This window comes from Citricoccus alkalitolerans (assembly GCF_039528175.1).
Taxonomy (GTDB): domain Bacteria; phylum Actinomycetota; class Actinomycetes; order Actinomycetales; family Micrococcaceae; genus Citricoccus; species Citricoccus alkalitolerans.
Genome location: NZ_BAAALH010000002.1, coordinates 1,905,886 through 1,924,431, shown reverse-complemented (window position 1 = coordinate 1,924,431; position 18,546 = coordinate 1,905,886). Strand labels below are relative to the sequence as shown.

General features: G+C 70.6%; 16 protein-coding genes and 1 pseudogene. 8 read left to right on the top strand and 9 right to left on the bottom strand.

Translation table 11 applies throughout. From position 1 onward, the window contains the following. Positions 1-37 precede the first annotated feature (37 nt). Positions 38-1,348: a DUF58 domain-containing protein gene (locus tag ABD134_RS14680; protein WP_344230654.1), complete on the top strand. Its 1,311-nt coding sequence runs from the start codon at positions 38-40 to the stop codon at positions 1,346-1,348. Position 1,349: 1 nt separating this feature from the next. Here the strand turns inward: ABD134_RS14680 and ABD134_RS14675 are convergent, their stop codons facing one another. The 7 genes and pseudogenes from ABD134_RS14675 to ABD134_RS14645 all read right to left on the bottom strand — a co-directional run bounded on the left by ABD134_RS14675 (position 1,350) and on the right by ABD134_RS14645 (position 7,319). Further along, entirely contained in the window at positions 1,350-2,516 is a 1,167-nt protein-coding gene (locus ABD134_RS14675; protein ID WP_344230652.1) for a uroporphyrinogen decarboxylase/cobalamine-independent methonine synthase family protein, read from the bottom strand. Beyond that, the gene (locus tag ABD134_RS14670; RefSeq protein ID WP_344230650.1) at positions 2,516-2,893 is read right to left on the bottom strand and encodes a chorismate mutase; all 378 of its coding nucleotides are present in this window, start codon (positions 2,891-2,893) and stop codon (positions 2,516-2,518) included. The genes ABD134_RS14675 and ABD134_RS14670 overlap by 1 nt, the downstream gene beginning before the upstream one ends. Before the next feature lie 4 nt (positions 2,894-2,897). Further along, positions 2,898-3,106 (bottom strand): annotated as a pseudogene (locus ABD134_RS14665) (glutathione ABC transporter ATP-binding protein); the annotation flags it as partial. Between the two features lie 113 nt (positions 3,107-3,219). Beyond that, positions 3,220-4,368 carry a tRNA 2-thiouridine(34) synthase MnmA gene (gene mnmA, locus ABD134_RS14660; RefSeq protein ID WP_344230648.1) on the bottom strand — a complete coding sequence of 383 codons (1,149 nt, stop codon included), beginning with the start codon at positions 4,366-4,368 and terminating at the stop codon, positions 3,220-3,222. Between the two features lie 48 nt (positions 4,369-4,416). Then, positions 4,417-5,697: a cysteine desulfurase family protein gene (locus ABD134_RS14655; RefSeq protein WP_344230646.1), complete on the bottom strand. Its 1,281-nt coding sequence runs from the start codon at positions 5,695-5,697 to the stop codon at positions 4,417-4,419. A gap of 17 nt (positions 5,698-5,714) precedes the next feature. Then, positions 5,715-6,080 (bottom strand): hypothetical protein, encoded by a 366-nt coding sequence (locus tag ABD134_RS14650; protein WP_344230939.1) that lies wholly within the window; start codon positions 6,078-6,080, stop codon positions 5,715-5,717. A 204-nt stretch (positions 6,081-6,284) separates the two neighbouring features. Continuing rightward, positions 6,285-7,319 (bottom strand): hypothetical protein, encoded by a 1,035-nt coding sequence (locus ABD134_RS14645; protein ID WP_344230645.1) that lies wholly within the window; start codon positions 7,317-7,319, stop codon positions 6,285-6,287. Positions 7,320-7,538: 219 nt separating this feature from the next. Here ABD134_RS14645 and folP point away from each other — a divergent pair, with 219 nt between their 5' ends. The 5 genes from folP to ABD134_RS14620 all read left to right on the top strand — a co-directional run bounded on the left by folP (position 7,539) and on the right by ABD134_RS14620 (position 12,675). Further along, a complete protein-coding gene (gene folP / locus ABD134_RS14640) occupies positions 7,539-8,537 on the top strand; it encodes a dihydropteroate synthase (protein WP_344230643.1) in 999 nt (332 codons plus the stop codon). Continuing rightward, positions 8,534-9,331: a pyrimidine reductase family protein gene (locus ABD134_RS14635; protein WP_344230641.1), complete on the top strand. Its 798-nt coding sequence runs from the start codon at positions 8,534-8,536 to the stop codon at positions 9,329-9,331. The genes folP and ABD134_RS14635 overlap by 4 nt, the downstream gene beginning before the upstream one ends. After that, positions 9,328-10,356: a J domain-containing protein gene (locus tag ABD134_RS14630; RefSeq protein ID WP_344230639.1), complete on the top strand. Its 1,029-nt coding sequence runs from the start codon at positions 9,328-9,330 to the stop codon at positions 10,354-10,356. Before ABD134_RS14635 ends, ABD134_RS14630 begins: the two co-directional genes overlap by 4 nt. A 145-nt stretch (positions 10,357-10,501) precedes the next feature. Then, positions 10,502-11,002 carry a tRNA (cytidine(34)-2'-O)-methyltransferase gene (locus ABD134_RS14625; RefSeq protein ID WP_344230937.1) on the top strand — a complete coding sequence of 167 codons (501 nt, stop codon included), beginning with the start codon at positions 10,502-10,504 and terminating at the stop codon, positions 11,000-11,002. Positions 11,003-11,121: 119 nt separating this feature from the next. Continuing rightward, on the top strand, positions 11,122-12,675 hold the full coding sequence (locus tag ABD134_RS14620; RefSeq protein ID WP_344230637.1) for an anti-sigma factor domain-containing protein: 1,554 nt from the start codon (positions 11,122-11,124) through the stop codon (positions 12,673-12,675). A gap of 7 nt (positions 12,676-12,682) precedes the next feature. On the opposite strand, the gene ABD134_RS14615 is transcribed toward ABD134_RS14620, so the two are convergent. Beyond that, entirely contained in the window at positions 12,683-13,573 is an 891-nt protein-coding gene (locus tag ABD134_RS14615) for a PIG-L deacetylase family protein (RefSeq protein WP_378108167.1), read from the bottom strand. Between the two features lie 23 nt (positions 13,574-13,596). Next, on the bottom strand, positions 13,597-15,138 hold the full coding sequence (locus ABD134_RS14610; protein WP_344230635.1) for a S1C family serine protease: 1,542 nt from the start codon (positions 15,136-15,138) through the stop codon (positions 13,597-13,599). A gap of 255 nt (positions 15,139-15,393) precedes the next feature. Here ABD134_RS14610 and ABD134_RS14605 point away from each other — a divergent pair, with 255 nt between their 5' ends. Next, positions 15,394-17,508, top strand: coding sequence for a TPM domain-containing protein (locus tag ABD134_RS14605; protein WP_344230634.1), 2,115 nt, complete (start codon positions 15,394-15,396; stop codon positions 17,506-17,508). Positions 17,509-17,646: 138 nt separating this feature from the next. Beyond that, entirely contained in the window at positions 17,647-18,444 is a 798-nt protein-coding gene (locus ABD134_RS14600) for a PspA/IM30 family protein (RefSeq protein WP_344230632.1), read from the top strand. The last annotated feature ends 102 nt before the right edge of the window (positions 18,445-18,546 follow it).

Sequence of the window (18,546 nt, the reverse complement as noted above, 5' to 3'; positions counted from 1 at the left end):
CTGCCGAGGCTGGCGACGGGCTGAGGGTGGGGTCCTGATGGTCTTCTCCGGCCGTTTCCTCGTAGTGGCGCTGGTGTGCCTGCTGCCGGTGGTCCTGCGCCCCGAGCTGGACACGATCGGCTGGTGCCTGCTCGCGCTGGTCCTGGCGTCCGGCGTCGACCTCGCCTTGGCGGCTTCCCCCCGGCCGCTGGTGCTCGAGCGTGAGTTGCCCGTCTCCAGCCGTCTCGATGAGCCGGTGGCCAACGCGGTGCTGGTGTCCAACCGGGGCAGACGCCGGCTGCGTGGGTCGCTCCGGGACGCCTGGCAGCCCTCGGCGGGTCAGGTCTCCCCCTCCGATCGCCCGGATGCGGCGGTGGCGCTGGATGTGCCGGCCGGTGAACGACGCCGGACGGTCACCACGCTGGTGCCGCGCCGCCGGGGCACGCTGCGCACCGGCACGGTCACCGTGCGCTCCTGGGGACCCTTGGGCCTGGCGGCCCGGCAGGTCACGCATCCGGTCCCCGGACAGATCAGCATCCTGCCGCCGTTCCGCTCGCGCCGGCACCTGCCCTCCCGGCTGGCCAGACTGCGCGAGATGGACGGGCGTTCCGCCGTGCAGACCCGAGGCGGCGGCACCGAGTTCGACTCCCTGCGCGACTACGTGCGCGGGGACGACGTCCGCTCCATCGACTGGCGCGCCACCGCCCGGCGCCAGGACGTGGTGGTGAGGACCTGGCGCCCCGAACGGGACCGCCGCGTGGTGATCGTGCTGGACACGTCCCGCACGGCCGCAGCCCGGGTCGACGACGAGCCGAAGCTGGACACCGGGATCGAGGCCTCCCTGCTGCTGGCTGCCCTGGCCTCCGCCGGCGGCGACCGCGTGGAGATGCTTGCCTTCGACCGGCGCGTCCGCTCCCGGGTCTCCTCCACGGAGAAGGGCAACCTGCTGCACCGGATGGTCACGGCGCTGGCGCCCGTCCAACCGACCCTCCTGGCCGCGGACTGGTCCCACATTCCGGTGGAGGTCGCCAAGGTCTCGCGTCAGCGCTCCCTCGTGGTGCTGCTGACCGACCTGGACTCCGCTTCCCTGCAGGAGGGGCTGCTTCCCGTCCTGCCGGCCCTCACCTCGCGGCACCAGGTGGTGGTCGCCTCGGTGGCCGATCCCCAGCTGGCGGAGATGGCGCGTACCCGGAACGACGCCGAGACCACCTTCCGCGCGGCCGCGGCCGAACGATCTGGGCTGGAACGGCGGGCCGCCGCGCGCGAGCTTGAGATGCACGGCGTCGAGGTGGTCGACGAGGAACCCCACCGCCTGCCGCCGGTCCTGGCGGACACCTACCTGCGGCTCAAGGCCGCCGGCCGCCTCTGACCTAGCCCAGGCCGCCGTCCTGGCGGATCCGGTCGAGTTCCTCCGCCGTGGCCACGGCGGAGGCCAGTGCCTGGTTGGCCACGAGGTGGGAGGCCGCGGACTGGTCCGGTGCGGCCAGGACCAGCCGCCCGAGCAGGTCTGGGTCCAGTCCGATCCGCTCCCAGGTCTGGGCGATCGTGACGCCGGTGCCCCGGTACGGGTGTCCGTCGCCGGCTGCAGGATCGGCTGGCTTCACGCCCTTCACCAGCGGTGATGCCTGAGCCGCTGGCGCGGACGGGAGGCGGAACACGATGTCCCGACCCGCCTCGGTCCAACCCGCGACAATGTCCCAGCGCGAACTGTCCGCGCCCGCTCCCTCGAGGGGAACCAGGGGAAGAGCCAGGGCGACCGACCTCTGCTCCTCATCCCGGCCGGTCCCCGAACGGTTCTCCTGCCCGGAATGCGGCAGCGCTTCCGAAGCCAGCAGCGCCAGGTCCGTCCAGGCCCACTCCTCCCCGGCGCCCGCGCGGCCGGGGGCCAGGACGATCCCGGTGGCGCCGGCATCGAGCACCGCCTGTGCGACCAGGGTCCAGGCCTCCCGGACCTCGGAGCGGGGAAGGGAGCGGACGGTGCGATAGCCGCTGGCCGTAGGCAGCGCACCGGAAAGGACGGCTGCCGCGCGGGGCTCATCCAGCACCACGGTCAGCCGGCCGGCGCCTGTCTGGGACCGGATCGCCCGGACGTGTGCGGCGAGGCCGGTGGCCAACGACTGGGTCACGTCCCGGCGGGCTCCATGATCCGAGAGGGAGCGTTCACCCCCGGGCAGCCACAGCTCGGCGGACAGCGTCTGCGGACCGGTGACGCGGACGAGCAGGTCCTCGATACCGATACCTGACTCCCCGGCGACGTCTGTCAGGGCGTGGCGATCCGTGGTCAGGGCCGAGACCGCCCGGCGGTGGTCCATCCCGGGCTCGGGGACGAGCCGCCAGCCGTGGGGCTGCAGGTCCACGGTGAGCTCCTCCAGAAGCCCGGCGGTGCGACCGATGGCATCGGAACCGGGACCCCGGGCGGGCAGCTCAGGCAGCACCGGCACGTGCGGAGCCCCCAGCGCGTTGAGGAGGTCACGGGACGCGGACACCGGGTCCGTCCCGGGCCAGGCCCCGAGCAGCGTGGCGCGGACGGCAGGCATCAGGCGCGGTCGGCAGCGATGGCGCGGTGGTGCTGGATGACCTCGGAGACGATGAAGTTCAGGAACTTCTCGGCGAAGGCGGGATCCAGCTCGGCGTCCTCGGCCAGGGTGCGCAGGCGTTCGATCTGCGCCGCCTCACGGCCCGGGTCCGACGGTGGCAACGAGTGCTCGGCCTTGAGCCGGCCGACCCGCTGGGTGCACTTGAATCGTTCAGCCAGCAGGTACACCAGGGTGGCATCGAAGTTGTCGATGCTGCCGCGGATCGAATACAGCTCCTCCAGCACCGCCGGATCCGCCTCGCCCTGGAGCGATGAGGCGTGCGGGTCATATCCGGAGGCCGGGTTCTGGCCGGTCTCGGCGGCCGGGTCATCAGTCATCCCCCTAGCCTACGGTCGTGCGGCGCTCATTCCGGCGACGTGACTGTTCCTCCGGGTCCGGCACGGGCAGGGAGGCCACCAGCCGGCGAGGTGGTCCACCACTGCGAAGTCGTGCCTGATGAACAGGCACGCGAAGCCGAAGCACTGCTGGACCTCGCGGAACAGGTCGAGCACCTTGGCCTGCACAGAGACGTCCAGGGCCGACGTCGGCTCGGCGACCTCGATCACTATGACCTGGATCACGTCAGACTGTACGCCGCGATCCCGCGATTTCCGAACCCGAGTTACCGGCAAGTCGCATGCGCGGTACCGGTGAGTAGATTCCCTCAGGCCACCCGGGCGGCGTTGAAGGCGGTGTCGATCGTGGACTGGCCCAGCACGCGCGTGCCCTGGTACAGCACGGCCGTCTGGCCGGGCGCAACCCCTGCGAGGGGTTTGAAGAGCTCGATGACCCAGGTGCCGGCGTCGTGGTTCTGCGGTGCGGCGTCCGCATGCCCCGGATGCTCCACCCGTGCGCGGGCGGGCACCGGATCCCCGTGCGCCCGGACCTGCAGGTGACAGTCGAACCACTCACCGGTGGCCTCCTCGGCCAGCGGCGCCCCCGCCCAGGAGGGGCGGATGCCCGTGACCCGGTCCACGGCGAGCATCTCTTTGGAGCCGACGACGACGGTGTTGTCCTTGGGACGGACCTCGAGGACGAAGCGGGGCCGGCCGTCCGGAGCGGGACGGCCGAGGCTCAGACCCTTGCGCTGGCCCACGGTGAAGGCCTGCGCACCGGGATGGGAGCCGAGGCGGTTGCCCTCCGTGTCCAGGATGTCACCCTCGGTCATCTCGATGCGCTCGTTCAACCACCCGCGGGTGTCCCCGTCCGGGATGAAGCAGATGTCATGGGAGTCCGGCTTCGCGGCCACGGACAATCCTCGCTCGGCCGCCTCCGCCCGGACCAGGTCCTTGGACGGGGTCTCGGCGAGCGGGAACATGGAGTGCTCGAGCTGCTCGGCGGTCAGCACCCCGAGGACGTAGGACTGGTCCTTGGCCCAGTCGGCGGCGCGGTGCAGTTCGAGGCTGCCGGCCTCGTTGCGGAGGACGGTCGCGTAGTGACCCGTGCACACGGCGTCGAAGCCCAGGGCCAGCGCCTTCTCCAACAGGGCGGCGAACTTGATCCGCTCATTGCAACGCATGCACGGGTTCGGGGTGCGGCCCGCGGCGTACTCAGCCACGAAGTCATCCACCACGTCCTCCTTGAACCGCTCGGAGAAGTCCCACGTGTAGAACGGGATGCCGAGCTTCTCGCAGGCGCGCCAAGCATCACTGGAGTCCTCGATGGTGCAGCAGCCCCGGGAGCCAGTGCGCAGGGTTCCGGGCATGCGGGACAGTGCCAGGTGCACCCCGACCACCTCGTGGCCGGCGTCCACGGCACGGGCGGCGGCAACAGCGGAGTCGACTCCCCCACTCATGGCGGCGAGGACCTTCATGGTTCGTGGTTTCCCTTCGGTGTACTGCGGTTTCTACTGCGTTTCCGGTCAGCGCTGACTGTTCGCGGTCTTGATCCTGGAGTCGTGCCCGGACAGCCCGGCACGCAGGGCTGAGGCGTGGACGTCCGGCAACACGGACAACACCTGCTCAACGTCGGCAGGCCCGGATGTATGCCCGAGGCTGAATCGCTGCACGCACCGGGCCAGCTCCTCCTCGATGCCCAGCGAGATCAGCACGTGCGAGGGACGGGGCACACCGGCTGAACAGGCCGAACCGGTGGAGGCCTCCACCCCGACCATGTCCAGACCGAAGAGGATGGAGTCACCCTCGCACCCCGGGAAGACGAAGTGGACGTTGCCCGGCAGTCGGCGGGTTCCTGCTGGCAACCTCGCCCCGGTGAGGGGATCGAGATCCTCCGCGCCCGTCAGCCGCGCCTCGGGCACCAGCTCCCGGATCCCGTCGATCAGCTGGTCACGCAGGCCGCCGACGCGCTCCCGCTCGGCAGGCAGTTGGGCCTGGGCCTCGGTGGCGGCGGCGGCGAAGGCCTCGATGAGGGCGGCCGGGATGGTCCCGGAGCGGATGTCACGCTCCTGGCCTCCGCCGTGGAGCACCGGGGTGAGCGCGGCATCCCGCCGCACCAGCAGGGCCCCGACGCCGACCGGCGCGCCGATCTTGTGACCGGTCACCGCCATCGTGGTGGCGCCGGAGGCCTGGAAGTCGAGGGGCACGGCGCCGAAGGCCTGGACGGCGTCGGTGTGGAAGGGCACCCCGTGGTCCGTCGCCAGGGCGGCCGCCGCGGCGATCGGCTGGATGGTGCCGATCTCATTGTTGGCCCACATCAGCGTGGCCACGGCGATGGTCTCGGGTTTCCTGGCCAGTGCGGCCCGCCAGGCGTCCAGGTCCACCCGCCCGTCCGCGTGGACCGGGACGAAGTCCAGCCGGGCCCCCTCATGGGTCTCCAGCCACGTGGCCGCGTCCAGGACGGCATGGTGCTCCAGTCCCGTGAGGACGATGCGATGACATTCCGGTGCTCCGGACGCGCGGGCGCGGTCCCGGCGCGCCCAGTACAGCCCCTTAAGTGCCAGGTTGTCCGACTCGGTGCCTCCGGAGGTGAAGACGACCTCGCTGGGGTGAGCGCCCAGAGTGGCCGCGAGGGCATCCCGCGCCGTCTCCACCCGGAGCTTGGCGCCGCGGCCGGACTGGTGCAGTGAGGACTGGTTCCCGAGCGTTCGGGCGCTGGCCGTGAACGCCTCCAGCGCCACCGGGCGCAGTGCCGTGGTGGCGGCGTGGTCAAGGTAGACGCGGGTCCGGGAGGCGGAAGTGGTCATGCACTCCAGTGTAGGAGTCAGGGGCGGCGACCATCATCCAGCAGGGCCAACTGGCCATGCTCCACCGTGACCGTGGCCGGCAACATCCCCAACGGCTCACCGTCCCCGTGCAGGACCGGACCAGTGCTCCGCCAGGACGGGGGGCCGGGCGGAACTGGATGCCCCACCGCGGTGACGCTCTCGATCCGCACCGAGCTCACCGTGCGGATGTCCACCTCCGGCAGGTCCGTGTGGCGTCCAGCGAAGACCTTCGAGAAGATCCGCAGGAAACGCACCGCGCTCAGGGGCGCGACGTGGAAGACCTCCAACACACCGTCATCGATCCGCGCCCCGGGGGTCACCTCCATGCCGCCGCCGATGAATCGGCCGTTCATCACGGCCAGCAGGAACGTGGGTCCGGTCAGGACCCGGCGGCAGCGGGGTCAGATCCACCCGATCCAGGTCGATGCGTCGTGGCGGTCGGTCCAGGCCAGAGAGGATCCGGTCGACGGCGCCCGCCACTCCGGAGTCGGCCAGCCCCAGCGCCCGAGCCAGATCGTTGCCGGTCACGGAGGCGGGATTGATGCACAACAGGAGGTGGTGGCGGCTCATGCGCTGGGGTCCCGGTGATTGACCGTGTCCGCGAACGCGGTCAGGTCCGTCTCCGGACGCACCACGGCGGCCTCGAGTCCGGGATGGGTGCAGATGGCCCGGATCAACCCGGTGGAGCCGGCCACCAGAGTGGTGTCGACATCGATCTCACTGGCGAGCGCCCAGGCCCGGTCCCGCGGCCAGGCGAGGTTCGGTGACTGCTCCTCCGTGGCCTCTCCCTCCGCCACCAGCGGGTGGGCGGACCGCTCCCAGACGGGGTGGCGCAGTCGGGTGCCGTCGTCGGCCACCAGCAGATACTCGCGGAATCCGCCGCCGACGTCCAGCAGCCCGGATCCACGGCGAATGACGCGGGTGGTCCTCGGCCCGAAGGCCGGCGGCATCTGGACGGAGGACGTCTTCCCGCCGGTGGCCTCCAGCACGCCCGGGCCGAACCGGGAACTGCCGCCATCCATCCAGCCGCGGCCGGGCCACAGACCCAGTACCAGGTACTGCGGAGTCTCCGTGTGTTCGAGGAGCACCTCGGCCAGTGTCGCCATGGCCGGTGAGGGCAGGTGGCCCTGTTCCGGCGGGCCGTACTCCAGACCCGTCTCCCGAGTGGAGGGCGCGGAGTCGGCGTCGTCCGCCCGCGCCAGGTCCGCCCACTGCGCGCCGGCGTGGAACACGGTGCCGCGGTCCGCGGCGACGTGACCCCAGGACGTGGTGCCGTAGGCGTGGAGCGTGCGGTCTACGGACGGGGGCGCATCACGGAAGTCAGCGTGCTCCTCCGGCACCAGGCCGGACCCGCGCAGCCGCGCGGCCGCGTCCTGGTCCCAGTCCCGGTGGTGCCACGGCACGGGGTGGAAGATCCGCGCGAAGGCCTCGTACGGCGCAGGATTCCCCACCGGGACGATCGTGGCGACGTGCCCGTTCCAGGACTCGACGCCGAGACCCGCGGTCCCGGCCTCCAGCATGGCGGCCACCCAGGCACCCTCGGAGGGATCGAGGACGGCAGGTTCCGGCGCATCGGGCCGGGGGCGGGGTCTACGGCGCATGGTCTTCATCGTGCCACCCCGGCCCCGGCCACTGGGCCCGGTGTGAAGGCCGGTTTCCCAGCGCGTCACCGGTATCCTGCCAGAATGGCACGGACGATTCTCTGCACCGAGCCAGGGCGGGCCGCGCTGGCCCGCAATGAATCGACATCTGCAGAGGCACGCCGAAGCCCACCCAAGCCCACGGAAACACCCCCCCAGGCACTGAGGAGCACGCCGCCGATGCCCATGGTCGAGCCGGAGTTCAGCCACCCGGTCCAGCGCTTCGCGCACCGTACCGTGGACTTTCGCTCGCGCATCCTGCTCATGGCCGTGGTCAACCGCACCCCAGACTCCTTCTACGACGGCGCGACCTTCTCCCTGGACGCCGCGGTGAGTGCCGCCCGGAAGGCGGCCGAGGACGGCGCGGACTGGATCGACGTCGGCGGGGTCCCGTTCTCCCCCGGACCGGAGCTGCCCCCGGACGAGGAAGCCGAGCGCGTGGTGCCGGTGATCGCCGCCCTGCGGGCCGGCCGCGGACCCGCCGCCACCGCGATCCTCTCCGCGGACACCTTCCAGCCGCTGGTGGCCGAGCGTGCCATCGCCGCCGGCGCCGACGTCGTCAATGACACCACCGGGATGTTCCACCACGATTTCGGCCGGGTGGTGGCCGCCGGCGGCGCCCACCTGGTGATCACCCACTCCCTCGCCACCCCGCGCACCCCGGTGCCGGCGCCACACTACGACGATGTGGTGACCGTGATCCGCGAGTACCTGCTGCGGCGGATCGACCTGGCCGTCTCCCTCGGGGTCCCGGAGGAGAAGATCATCGTGGACCCGGGACACGACCTGAACAAGAACACGCGGCACTCCCTGGAGATCACCCGGCGCTTCGATGCCTTCACGACCCTCGGATTCCCCGCCCTGGCGGCCGTGTCCAACAAGGACTTCATCGGCGAGACCCTGGCCCAGCACAAATCGGCCCGGCTGGCCGGGTCACTGGCGGCGGCACAGGTGTGCGTCCTGAACGGCGCCCGTGTGCTGCGCCTGCACCAGGTAGGGCCGTCGGTCTCGGCGATCCGGATGACCGAGGCCATTATGGGCTGGCGCGAGCCTCACCGACTGGAGCACAACATGCATGGCCTCAACCGGGATGCCGACCGCTCGGCGGGACCCGGAGATGCCGCCCACTGGGACGGTCAGGAACCGGCGTCCCCCGTGACCGAAGGAGTCAACCCATGAGAGCATTCGTCCACCCCTACCCCTCGGGACTGGCCAGTCCGACCCTCACCGCGGATCTGACTGACGACGACCTGGTGTCCTTCTACGCCCCGCCCGGCCAGGACCAGCGCCGCGGAGTCCTCTCGCGCGACGGACTGTGGGTGCGGTTCAACTTCGTGTCCTCCGCCGACGGCGCGGCCACCGTCCACGGTCGCTCCGACGGTCTCGGAACGCCGGCCGATCAGCGGCTCTTCGCCCTGCTCCGCAGACCCGCGGACGTCATCCTCGTGGGTGCCGGGACCGTGCGCGCCGAGGGCTACGGCGGCGACCTGGTCTCCGCGGCGGATCGGGCCTGGCGCGAGTCCCGGGGGCTGCCCTCCCACCCCGCGGTCGCCCTGGTGTCCGGATCCCTCGACCTGGACCCGGAGAGCACCGTCTTCACCGCGGCACCGGTCCGACCCCTCATCCTCACCACCACCCGGGCCGACGCCGGCCGACGGGCCGCGCTCGGCGAGGTCGCGGACATCGTGGACTGCGGGACTGACCAGGCCGAACCGGCCCGGATCCGCGCCGCGCTTGCCGCATGCGGCCATCGGCTCGTGCACTCGGAGGGCGGGCCCACGCTGCTCGGAGCCTTCACCGCCGCCGGGTTGGCCGACGAACTGTGCCTGTCCCTCTCCCCGCTGCTCGCCGGCGGTGCGGGTGGCCGGATCATCGGGGGCGCTGACCTGGCCCGCCCCACCGGAATGGATCTGGTGGGCCTGCTCGAGGAGGACGGGGCGTTGTTCCTGCGATACCGGGTGACGGCACCATGACTCCCGCAGATTTCGGTGGCCGATCGGCCTACGAGGTCCTCAGCGTCGCCTTCGACGCGGACACCGCCACCCTGAAGGCCGCCTGGCGGCGCGCGGCACGCCGCACGCATCCGGACTACGGCGGGGACGCTGCCGCGTTCCGGCTGGTCAGCTACGCCTGGCAATTGGTCGGCACCCCCGAGGCCCGCCGCGAGTACGATCGCGGTTTCAGCGCCGGAGGTGAGTCGTCGCGGCCGGGGAATCCGCGTGGCCGGACCGGGTCCACTGTTCCACCGCAGTCCGGCGCGGGTGCGCGGACGGCCGGGCCGGCGTCGGGCCCCGCCTTCTCCACCCGGTCCGGGCGCGGCCGGCCCACGAGCCGGGGTGGAGGAGGAGACCGCAACGGTGCCGGGACCATCACCTATGTGCCGCCGCTGGATGACGAGATGGTGCTGGATCTGTCCCGCAGTTCCCAGCAGATCCACGGGGCACCCCGCAAACGTGGCATCCTGCCGGCCGGCCACCGGCTCGTGCGCGAGGCACGCACCATCCGCACGCTGCAGAACCATGTTCTCGGATCGCTGCCGGCCAGCCGCCTCGTCACCGGCCTGCACCTGACCTTCGGACGGCTCAACTCCGGGGCCATCGACCACGTGGTGCTGTGCGGGGACCGGCTGGCGGTGATCAGCTCGATGCAGGTCCCCGAAGGGGTCTACCGGTGGGACGGAGCGGAGATGTGGCGCGGCGACCGGCGCCTCTCGCCTCCGTCCCTGGCCCCGGCGATGGTCGCCCTCCAGCGGGCCTTCCCAGACTGCAGCATCGGCGGGTTCATCCTCGTCCTCGGTCCGGACGAGAACCCGCACGCCCCCGTCATCCAGCTGGAGCGCACCCGCTCGGTGCTGGACTCGGACGCGGGATTCCTCACGGACCCGCCGGCCAACGCGCTGCAGTTCGGCCGCGACGTGAAGATGTTCCTCGGCACCGGCCCGCTGTCCGGCACCGTGGACCGCCGGCTCCTGGCCCGGCTGCTTGGCGCGATGTACTGAGCCGCCGGCTGTTCCCGGCGCGGGATCTGCCCCACCGGGGCTGGGCGCCCCGCGGCCGCACTACTATGGCCGGGTGCCTTCCGACTCCCCCGAACCCGTACTCCGCCGGGCCGCGACGCCCGACGCCGTTCCGACCAACCCGCACCTGGAGGCCCCGAGGGCACCGGCCCCCGGCACCCCGGGGTTCAGGATCCTCCTGCACTCCCCGGAGATTCCGGGCAACACCGGCAATGTGATCCGGCTGGCGGCCATCAGCGGGGCAGAGCTGCACCTGGTGGAACCGGTCGGCTTCGACTTCTCCGACGCCAAGCTCCGCCGCGCGGGCCTGGACTACCACGACCTCGCCGTGATGACCGTGCACCCAGACCTGGATACGGCGCTGGCGGCCCTGTTGCCGGCCCGGATCTTCGCCTTCACGTCCGGTGGCGAGCGCCTGTTCACGGACATCGACTACGGTCCCGGTGACGTTCTGATGTTCGGCCGCGAATCCACGGGCCTGCCGGCCGAGGTTCTGAGCGATCCTCGGATCACCTCCCGCGTACGGCTGCCGATGCAGCCCTCCCGACGGTCCTTGAACCTGGCCAACTCCGCCTCGATTGCCCTCTACGAGGCCTGGCGCCAGCACGGCTTCGCGGGCTCCGCCTGAGCCGTGAGCCACCCCATACAGTTTCCGTGCCGGCAGTCATTGATCCCCGCATTGCGGACCGGTCACGGTCCGCGTGGCATCAAGGCGGGCCGGCTCGGCATTCCTATGCTTGAAGCACCATGAAGAAGAACGCTCCCGGTCTCCCCGATCGTCCGACCGCCCCGGAAGACGGGCCTGCCTCCTCGGCCACCTCTGCCGCAGCGACGGATCTCGGCCTCCCCGGCCTCGATGACCTGCTGCGACTGGCCGGCGAGGGCGACCAGGCCTCCTTCTCCGCGTTCTATGATGCCACCGCCCCCTGGGTCTACGGACTGGCGTCCTCCATCTTCACCTCCGAAGCCGACGCCGACGAGGCCACCGTGCTGACCTATGTCCGGGTCTGGGACGCGGCCCCGCATGAGCGGTTCGACGATGATTCCGTCCGCGCCCGCCACCGCTCGGTCCTGTGCTGGCTCGAGGTCCTGGCGCACGACACCATGACGCGGTTGTTGCGTGAGGATTCACTGCCCGAATACGGCATGGGACTGCTGCCGGACGGCGCCGGTGCCGCCGAGGGCGGCCACCGCCAGCCCACCTCGGTGCTGTCCGTGCTGACCCCGGCCCAATTCGAGGCGCTGGACCTGGCCTGGGCCGGGGGCCGGACCTACCGTCAGGTGGCGGAGGAGCTCGGCATCGCCGTGCCCACCGTGAAGTCCCGGCTGCGGGACGCTGTCCAGCGCGTCTCCACGCGCTACCAGGAGAAGTTCCTCGGACGCTCGAGTGAGGACGATCCGGTGCTGCACCGTGCGGTCACCCCGGAGATCGCGGCCCGCACCGGCACCACGCGCAACTTCACCCTGAACCTGAGCCAGGACCTGGAGAACGGCCTGGCCAAGGAGTGGGCTGATCTGGTGGCCCTCGACGCCGTGGCCGATCCCGAACGCGAGGAGCTGGACCGCTTCCTGTCCCGCCAGGGCCCCGAATTCACGACCATGTGGCGAGCCCGGATCGAGGGAGCCCGCCGCACCATCACGTGGGCGTTCCGCGGGCTGGCGCACGAACCCCCCTCGGAACTGCTCGACGAGCTGCTGCACCGGCTGCCGGCGCAGGACGTCGGCATGGGCCTCGTGGACGGGCTGGGCCCCTCCGAGTCCCCCGACCATGGTGAAACGCGCAAGCGTCCCGTGAAGAAGTGGATGCTCGTGGTCGCCGGGCTGCTGATCCTGGTCCTGGGCGCCTGGACCATCGTGCGGCTGATCGTGGGCCCGGACATCGTCTCGGCGGTGGATCGCGCCGAGGACTCCTTCACCACTCGGCAGGTCTCGCTCACGGACGGCGGTTCCATGCAGGGGCACATCTCCAAGGAGCACGACCTCGCGTACGTGACCTTCGCCGGCATGCCGTCCCCGGGCGAGGGCAAGGTGTTCCAGCTGTGGCTCTTCCCCACCGACGGCTCGGCACCTCACAGCCTGGGCACCCACACGCTCGAGGACCTTGAGGACCCGGTCACCTTCCGCGGCGTCGAGGGGTTCCGCGAACTGGTGGTCACCCTTGAGCCGGAGGGCGGCTCGGAGACTCCGACGTCGGCCTCGCTGGGCAACGTCGACCTCGTCCACCAGGTGACACAGGGGCCGATCTACGGCGGTCATCCGAACAGCACGCCGACCCCGTCCGAGGAAGGCGCCGAGGGCTGACCCTCGTCTAGAACCCGCTGATCGTGGTGGGGTCGTTGACGCTGACCAGCTGAAAGGTCTCCACGAATCGTCGGCGACCGTCGGCCGTGACGGCGGTGGTGCTCGAGGTGGAGTGGTCCGGCACGGACACCGCCTCGGCAGGGACGCTCGAGTCCGCCGTGCCGGCAGCGGCAGGTGAGCCCGATGCGGCGAGCCAGTCCCGGTGCAGTCGCTCCATACCGTCCAGGACGAAGGCCTCCATCGCCGCCACGTCCGGGTGCTGCGAGGCATGGAAGCGCAGGGCTGCCAGCTTGTCCTGTTCGAACCCGGTCACGTCCACGGCGAGATTGGACCGGGCCGCCGGGTGGCAGTACACCACGAGCCACTTCAGGTGGAACGCCTCCAACCCCCGCGCGGCCAGCTCCGGATAGGCGAAGGGGTTCTCCACTGCGGGGTAGCTCGCACGGACGACCGCCTCACCGGCGGCGAGATGGTCCGGATGGGACCGCTGCAGGCGGTCCCAGTCCCGTTCGGGGGACATGGTGAACACAGCGTCCGGCCGGTGACGGCGCATAGCCTCCACCACCTTGGCCATCACGGCGTGCGAGGCCTCCAGGTAGCCGTCCCGCTCTCCCAGGTACTCGACGTCCTGTACGCCCAGGTGGGCAGCGGCCTCCCGCTGTTCCCGGTGCCGGCGTTCCGTCATGGTGTGCTGGTTCTCGGCCTCGAAGCCTCCCGCGTCGCCGTCCGTCATGACCACATAAGTCACCTCGACACCGGCCCGCGTCAGTCCCGCGACCGTCGCGGCGGCTCCGAAGTCCAGGTCATCGGGGTGGGCGCCGAAGGCCAGGACCTTCGTCCATCCATGGTCGGCGGCCAGTTCGGCAGGTGTCTTGAGAGGCATCGTCAGCGGCGTCATGTCCTCCATGGTGCCCTCTGCCGCTAGTCCTGGGTCCCATCCGAGACGAACGTGACCTCGGCGGACTGTTCCTCGCCGTCCCGAGTGAAGTGCACCGTGGCCGTGCCGCCCTCGGGATACTCACGCACCACGGCGGTCAGCGACTCGCTGTCCGCGATGGACCGGTCGCCGACTCCGGTGATGACGTCACCCTCCTCGATCCCGGCCTCGGCGGCCGGCGTGTCCGGAACCACCTCGACCACACGGGCTCCGGCGCTGAAGCCGCCGGAGGCCAGGGCGTTCTGCTCGCTGATGCCGGCACCGCTGGCCTCGGCACTCGGCTCGGAACCGGCCGGAGTGGCGGGCTGGGGCGTCACGGACACGCCGAGGAAGCCGTGGGTGGCCTCTCCGTTCTCGATGATGTCCTGGGCCACGCGCTGTGCGTAGTCGACGGGGATGGAGAAGCCCACTCCGATGTTGCCGGAAGAGTCAGAGGTAGAGGACCCGGCCGCGGAGGCGATCGCCACGTTGACGCCGATCAGCCGGCCCTGGGCGTCCACGAGGGCGCCGCCGGAGTTGCCGGGGTTGATGGCGGCGTCGGTTTGGATGACATTGATGTAGATCGATCCCTGCGCCTGCTGTTGCTGCTGCTCGGGGGCGGGAAAACCGGGGATCTCGAACTCGGGTGCGTCCTGGCTGCCGCCCTCCCCGCTGTCCTCGGGCACGGCCGAGGAGGACACGGAGATCGTGCGGTTCAGCTTGGAGACGATCCCGTCCGTGACGGTGCCGGAGAGCCCCAGGGGGGCACCGATGGCTATGGCGGAGTCGCCCACGTTCAACTCGGAGGACTGCCCTGTCTCGATGGGCGTGAGCCCCTCGGCCTCGACCTTGACGACGGCGAGGTCGGACTCCGGGTCGGTTCCGACGACGCTGGCGGTGTGCACGGCCCCGTCGGCAGTCTGGACGGTGATGTCGGCATCTCCGGCCTGTCCACCCAGCGTCACCACGTGCGTGTTGGTGAGGATGTGCCCCTCGTTGTCGAGGACGACCCCCGAACCCGACCCGGACGCCTGACCAGCCGAGACAGACAGGGTCACCACTGAGGGGGCCGCCTTGGCAGCCGCAGCCGTGACGGCGGTGGCATCCTCCGAGCGGTTGATGTCCAGGCCGTGGCCCTGTTCCTGGACGGAGCCAGTGCCGGCCGAGCCGGTGTCGTCGTCCGTGGCCGCGTTGACGCCGACGGCCACGCCGCCGCCGGCCAAGCCGGCCAGCAACATGCCGGCGACCAGCGCGCCGACGCCGACGGTGCGGCGCTTCCTCGCCGGGCCGGCGTCGTGATGGTGTGCCTGGTGGGATGAGCCCGCCATGGGTGCGCCCGGTTCCGGCGCATCCATGGCCGGTTCTGAGGCATCTGTGCGGGGCAGAGACTGGGTCTCGTTCCAGCGGGGGTAGGGCTCCCTGCTGGCAGAGAGCGGCTCGGACGACCGGACGGACGTCGGCGGGGTCTCAGGACGCGGGGGGACGGAAGGCGTCTCCCCGTACTGCCCGCCGGTACCCTCGGTGCCGTTGTGGTCCGCTTCGTTCATGGTCGTCGTCCTTTCCTGCCGGAGCACCCGCGGTGGGTTGTCCGTCGTCGTGGTCGGTCAGGTCACTCGGGCCGCACCGCACCGTCTATCCTGCCGCTCCATCCTGTCTACTGGGATCGTGTTCGCTGGACGAACCCTGAGCGCATGCTCGACGGTTCGCCGACGGCGCACACGTCTTCATGGCGAACGTCCGGAATCGCCCCATAGACTTCTGCTAGCAGCCACCATCCCACGTGTACCCCTGAAGGGTGATCCATGAAGTCCCAGGCCCCTGCGGTGCAACTGCGCCGCCTCTCCCCCGCCGCCCTGGCCTCGAGTGCCCTGTTGGCCTCAGGACTGACCATGGCCGGCGGACTGGCCCTCGCCGAGGCCGCCAGGGCCGAGGCGCCGGTGGACATTCCGCCGGGCACCTATGTGGTGGACGAGGCCGAGGTCCTCACCTCAGCCGAGGAGAACGAGATCACCCAAGCCATCAATGACCTGCGGTCCGCGGAGGGCCAGAACCTCTTCGTGGTGTACGTGGATGAGTTCACGGATGAGTCCGGGCAGACGATGGACCGAAACACATGGCTCACCGACGTCGCCGAGGCCAAGGACCTGGGCTCTACCGACTCCATCCTCGCCGTAGCTGTCGAATCACGAAGCTATGCGTACGCCGCAACCCAGGCCAACAGCATCGGTCCCTTGTCCACGGACATCATCGATGAATACATCGTCCCCGAACTGCCTGCGGTCGGCGAGGACGACTGGCAGACCGTGGCGCTGTCCGCAGTGTCGGGAATCGAGGATGCCGCCGACGGTCGGGTGAACGGACCCGACTCCGGCGGCGGTGCCGGCGGCTGGATCGCCGGTGGCGTGGCGGTGGCCGCCCTCGCCGGCGGTGGATACGCCCTGATGCGACGCAACAAGTCCACGGCGGATCAGCAGAGCCACTCCGCCCGCGGAGCACAGGGGCCGAAGGATCCCCTCGACGAGATGTCCGTGAAGGATCTGCGCACCAAGGCGGGCTCCATGCTCATCGGCGCCGATGATGCGATCCGCTCCTCCGAGCAGGAGGTCGGCTTCGCCTTGGCCTCCTATGGCGAGGAGTCCGTGGAGACCTTCACCCAGGACATCGAGATCGCCAAGGACCACATGCGGGAGTCCTACAAGCTGCAGAACCAGCTGGACGACCACATCCCGGACACCGAGGAACAACAGCGCGCCTGGCTCAAGGACATCATCGCCCGGTGCCAGGCAGTCAACGAGTCACTGTCCGCACACACCAAGGAATTCGACGCGCTCCGCGACCTGGAGAAGAACGCCGGTGCGGCCCTGGAGTCCCTGAACACCCGCGCCGATCAGGTGGCGGACTCGGTGGCGCAGGCCGAGCAGGGCCTCGTGGACCTGCATACCCGCTACGCGGACGTGGCGCTGGCCGAGGTCAACGACAACGCCACGCAGGCGCGGGAACGGCTCGAATTCGTCCGGGCAGCCGCGGCCAAGGCGGAGGAGTCGCTCGCTTCCGACCCCTCCACCGCCGTGCTGGCGATCCGGGCCGGTGAGGAGGCCGTCTCCCAGATCTCCACCCTGGTGGAGGCCGTGGCCAAGGCTCGGGGGCACCTGGAGAGCGCCATGGAGAACCTGCAGATCGGGATCAACCAGTCTACCCAGGACCTCGCCCAGGCGCAGGCCCTCGTGGACGCTGGCCGACACACCGAGCTGGCGGGACCGGCGGCCGGTTTGCAGCAGACCCTGTCCCGCGTGAGATCTGAGATCGCTGCAGGCCGGCCGGCCCCCTTCCGACTGCTGCAGTCGTTGGAGCAGGCCCACCGCCAGCTCGACGCACCACTGTCCGGAATCCGGGACCGCCAGGAGCAGGAGCGCCGGGCCGCCTCCGCGCTCCAGTCCACCATCCGCCAGGCACAGGCCCAGATCGACGGCACCCAGGACTTCATCGCGGCCCGTCGGGGTGCCGTGGGCAGTCAGGCCCGGACCAAGTTGGCCGAGGCGGAACGGACCCTTCAGGAAGCCGTCCGGCTCTCCGGACAGGACCCGGTGACCGCCTTGAATCTGGCGAACCAGTCCAGTTCCCTGGCGGACCGCGCCAGCCAACTGGCCCAGCAGGACCTCAATCAGTGGGGCGGCTACGCCGGCGCCGGTGCTGGCCCCGGGGGCCGTGGTTACGGCGGTGGCGGGGGTGGCGGCTTCGGCGCCGGGCTCGGCGGGGCTATCCTCGGCGGCATCCTCATGGGCGGCATCCTCGGCGGAGACAATGACCACGGTGACTGGGGCGGCGGCGGTTTCGGTGGCTTCGGCGGTGGCGGCGGCCTGGGTGGCGGGGACTTCGGTGGCGGTGGCCTCGGGGACATCGGCGGCGGTAGCTTCTAGGAACGGACCAGCGAACGACACGGTCCACAGATTTTCCGGTGCCGCGAGGTGCCGGGCCCAACGCCCGTCAGCGGGACACGGGAGACGGAACCGGTGGAGAAACCGCCGGTCCTCACGGAATGAGCGGAAGGCGACAACGTGGTAAAGCAGTCCATATTCGGCCGAATTTCAACCCTGGCCAAGGCCAACATCAACTCGATGCTGGACAAGGCCGAAGACCCGCAGAAGATGCTGGACCAGATGGTACGCGACTACACCAACAGCATCTCCGAGGCTGAAGCCGCCGTGGCCCAGACCATCGGCAACCTGCGCATGATCCAGGACGACTACAACGAGGACCTGGACGCCTCCAAGAGCTGGGGCCAGAAGGCCCTGGCCGCCTCCTCCAAGGCTGACCAGTTCCGGACCGCCGGTGACACGGCGTCCGCGGACAAGTTCGACAACCTGGCCAAGGTCGCCATCGAGCGCCAGATGGATGCCGAGAAGTCGGCCAAGGCCGCGGAGCCGACCATCGCCTCGCAGACCGAGATCGTGGACAAGCTCAAGGACGGCTTGGACAAGATGAATGACAAGCGCCGTCAGCTGGTGTCCAAGCGTGACGAACTCACCGCCCGGGCCAAGTCTGCCCAGGCCCAGTCTGCGGTGCACGACGCCGTGAAGTCCATCGACATCATGGATCCCTCCTCCGAGGTCAACCGCTTCGAGGAGAAGGTCCGCCGTGAGGAGGCCCGCGTGCGGGGCCAGAACGAGCTGGCCGCCTCGTCCCTGGACGCCCAGTTCGAGTCCCTCGAGGACCTGGGCGAGCAGACCGAGGTCGAGGCCCGCCTGGCCGCGCTGAAGGCCGGGGGGACCCAGTCCCTGACTGCCGGCAATGCCGCAGCCACTGGCGAGAACGAGTTGGACTACTCGGAGGGTGCCACCACCCAGTCCAACTGATTCCGGCTCTGGACACCTGACCGGATCACGACGCCGGCCCGTCCCCTTCCCCGCACCCGTCAGGGCCAGCGCGGGGAAGGGGACGGGCCGGCGTCGTCCTCC

Bases quoted from the DNA above. Each gene is read 5' to 3' on its own strand.
- ABD134_RS14680 (WP_344230654.1), top strand. From the start codon at position 38: ATGGTCTTCTCCGGCCGTTTCCTCGTAGTGGCGCTGGTGTGCCTGCTG.
- ABD134_RS14675 (WP_344230652.1), bottom strand. From the start codon at position 2,516: ATGCCTGCCGTCCGCGCCACGCTGCTCGGGGCCTGGCCCGGGACGGAC.
- ABD134_RS14670 (WP_344230650.1), bottom strand. From the start codon at position 2,893: ATGACTGATGACCCGGCCGCCGAGACCGGCCAGAACCCGGCCTCCGGA.
- mnmA (WP_344230648.1), bottom strand. From the start codon at position 4,368: ATGAAGGTCCTCGCCGCCATGAGTGGGGGAGTCGACTCCGCTGTTGCC.
- ABD134_RS14655 (WP_344230646.1), bottom strand. From the start codon at position 5,697: ATGACCACTTCCGCCTCCCGGACCCGCGTCTACCTTGACCACGCCGCC.
- ABD134_RS14645 (WP_344230645.1), bottom strand. From the start codon at position 7,319: ATGCGCCGTAGACCCCGCCCCCGGCCCGATGCGCCGGAACCTGCCGTC.
- folP (WP_344230643.1), top strand. From the start codon at position 7,539: ATGCCCATGGTCGAGCCGGAGTTCAGCCACCCGGTCCAGCGCTTCGCG.
- ABD134_RS14635 (WP_344230641.1), top strand. From the start codon at position 8,534: ATGAGAGCATTCGTCCACCCCTACCCCTCGGGACTGGCCAGTCCGACC.
- ABD134_RS14630 (WP_344230639.1), top strand. From the start codon at position 9,328: ATGACTCCCGCAGATTTCGGTGGCCGATCGGCCTACGAGGTCCTCAGC.
- ABD134_RS14620 (WP_344230637.1), top strand. From the start codon at position 11,122: ATGAAGAAGAACGCTCCCGGTCTCCCCGATCGTCCGACCGCCCCGGAA.
- ABD134_RS14615 (WP_378108167.1), bottom strand. From the start codon at position 13,573: ATGACGCCGCTGACGATGCCTCTCAAGACACCTGCCGAACTGGCCGCC.
- ABD134_RS14610 (WP_344230635.1), bottom strand. From the start codon at position 15,138: ATGAACGAAGCGGACCACAACGGCACCGAGGGTACCGGCGGGCAGTAC.
- ABD134_RS14605 (WP_344230634.1), top strand. From the start codon at position 15,394: ATGAAGTCCCAGGCCCCTGCGGTGCAACTGCGCCGCCTCTCCCCCGCC.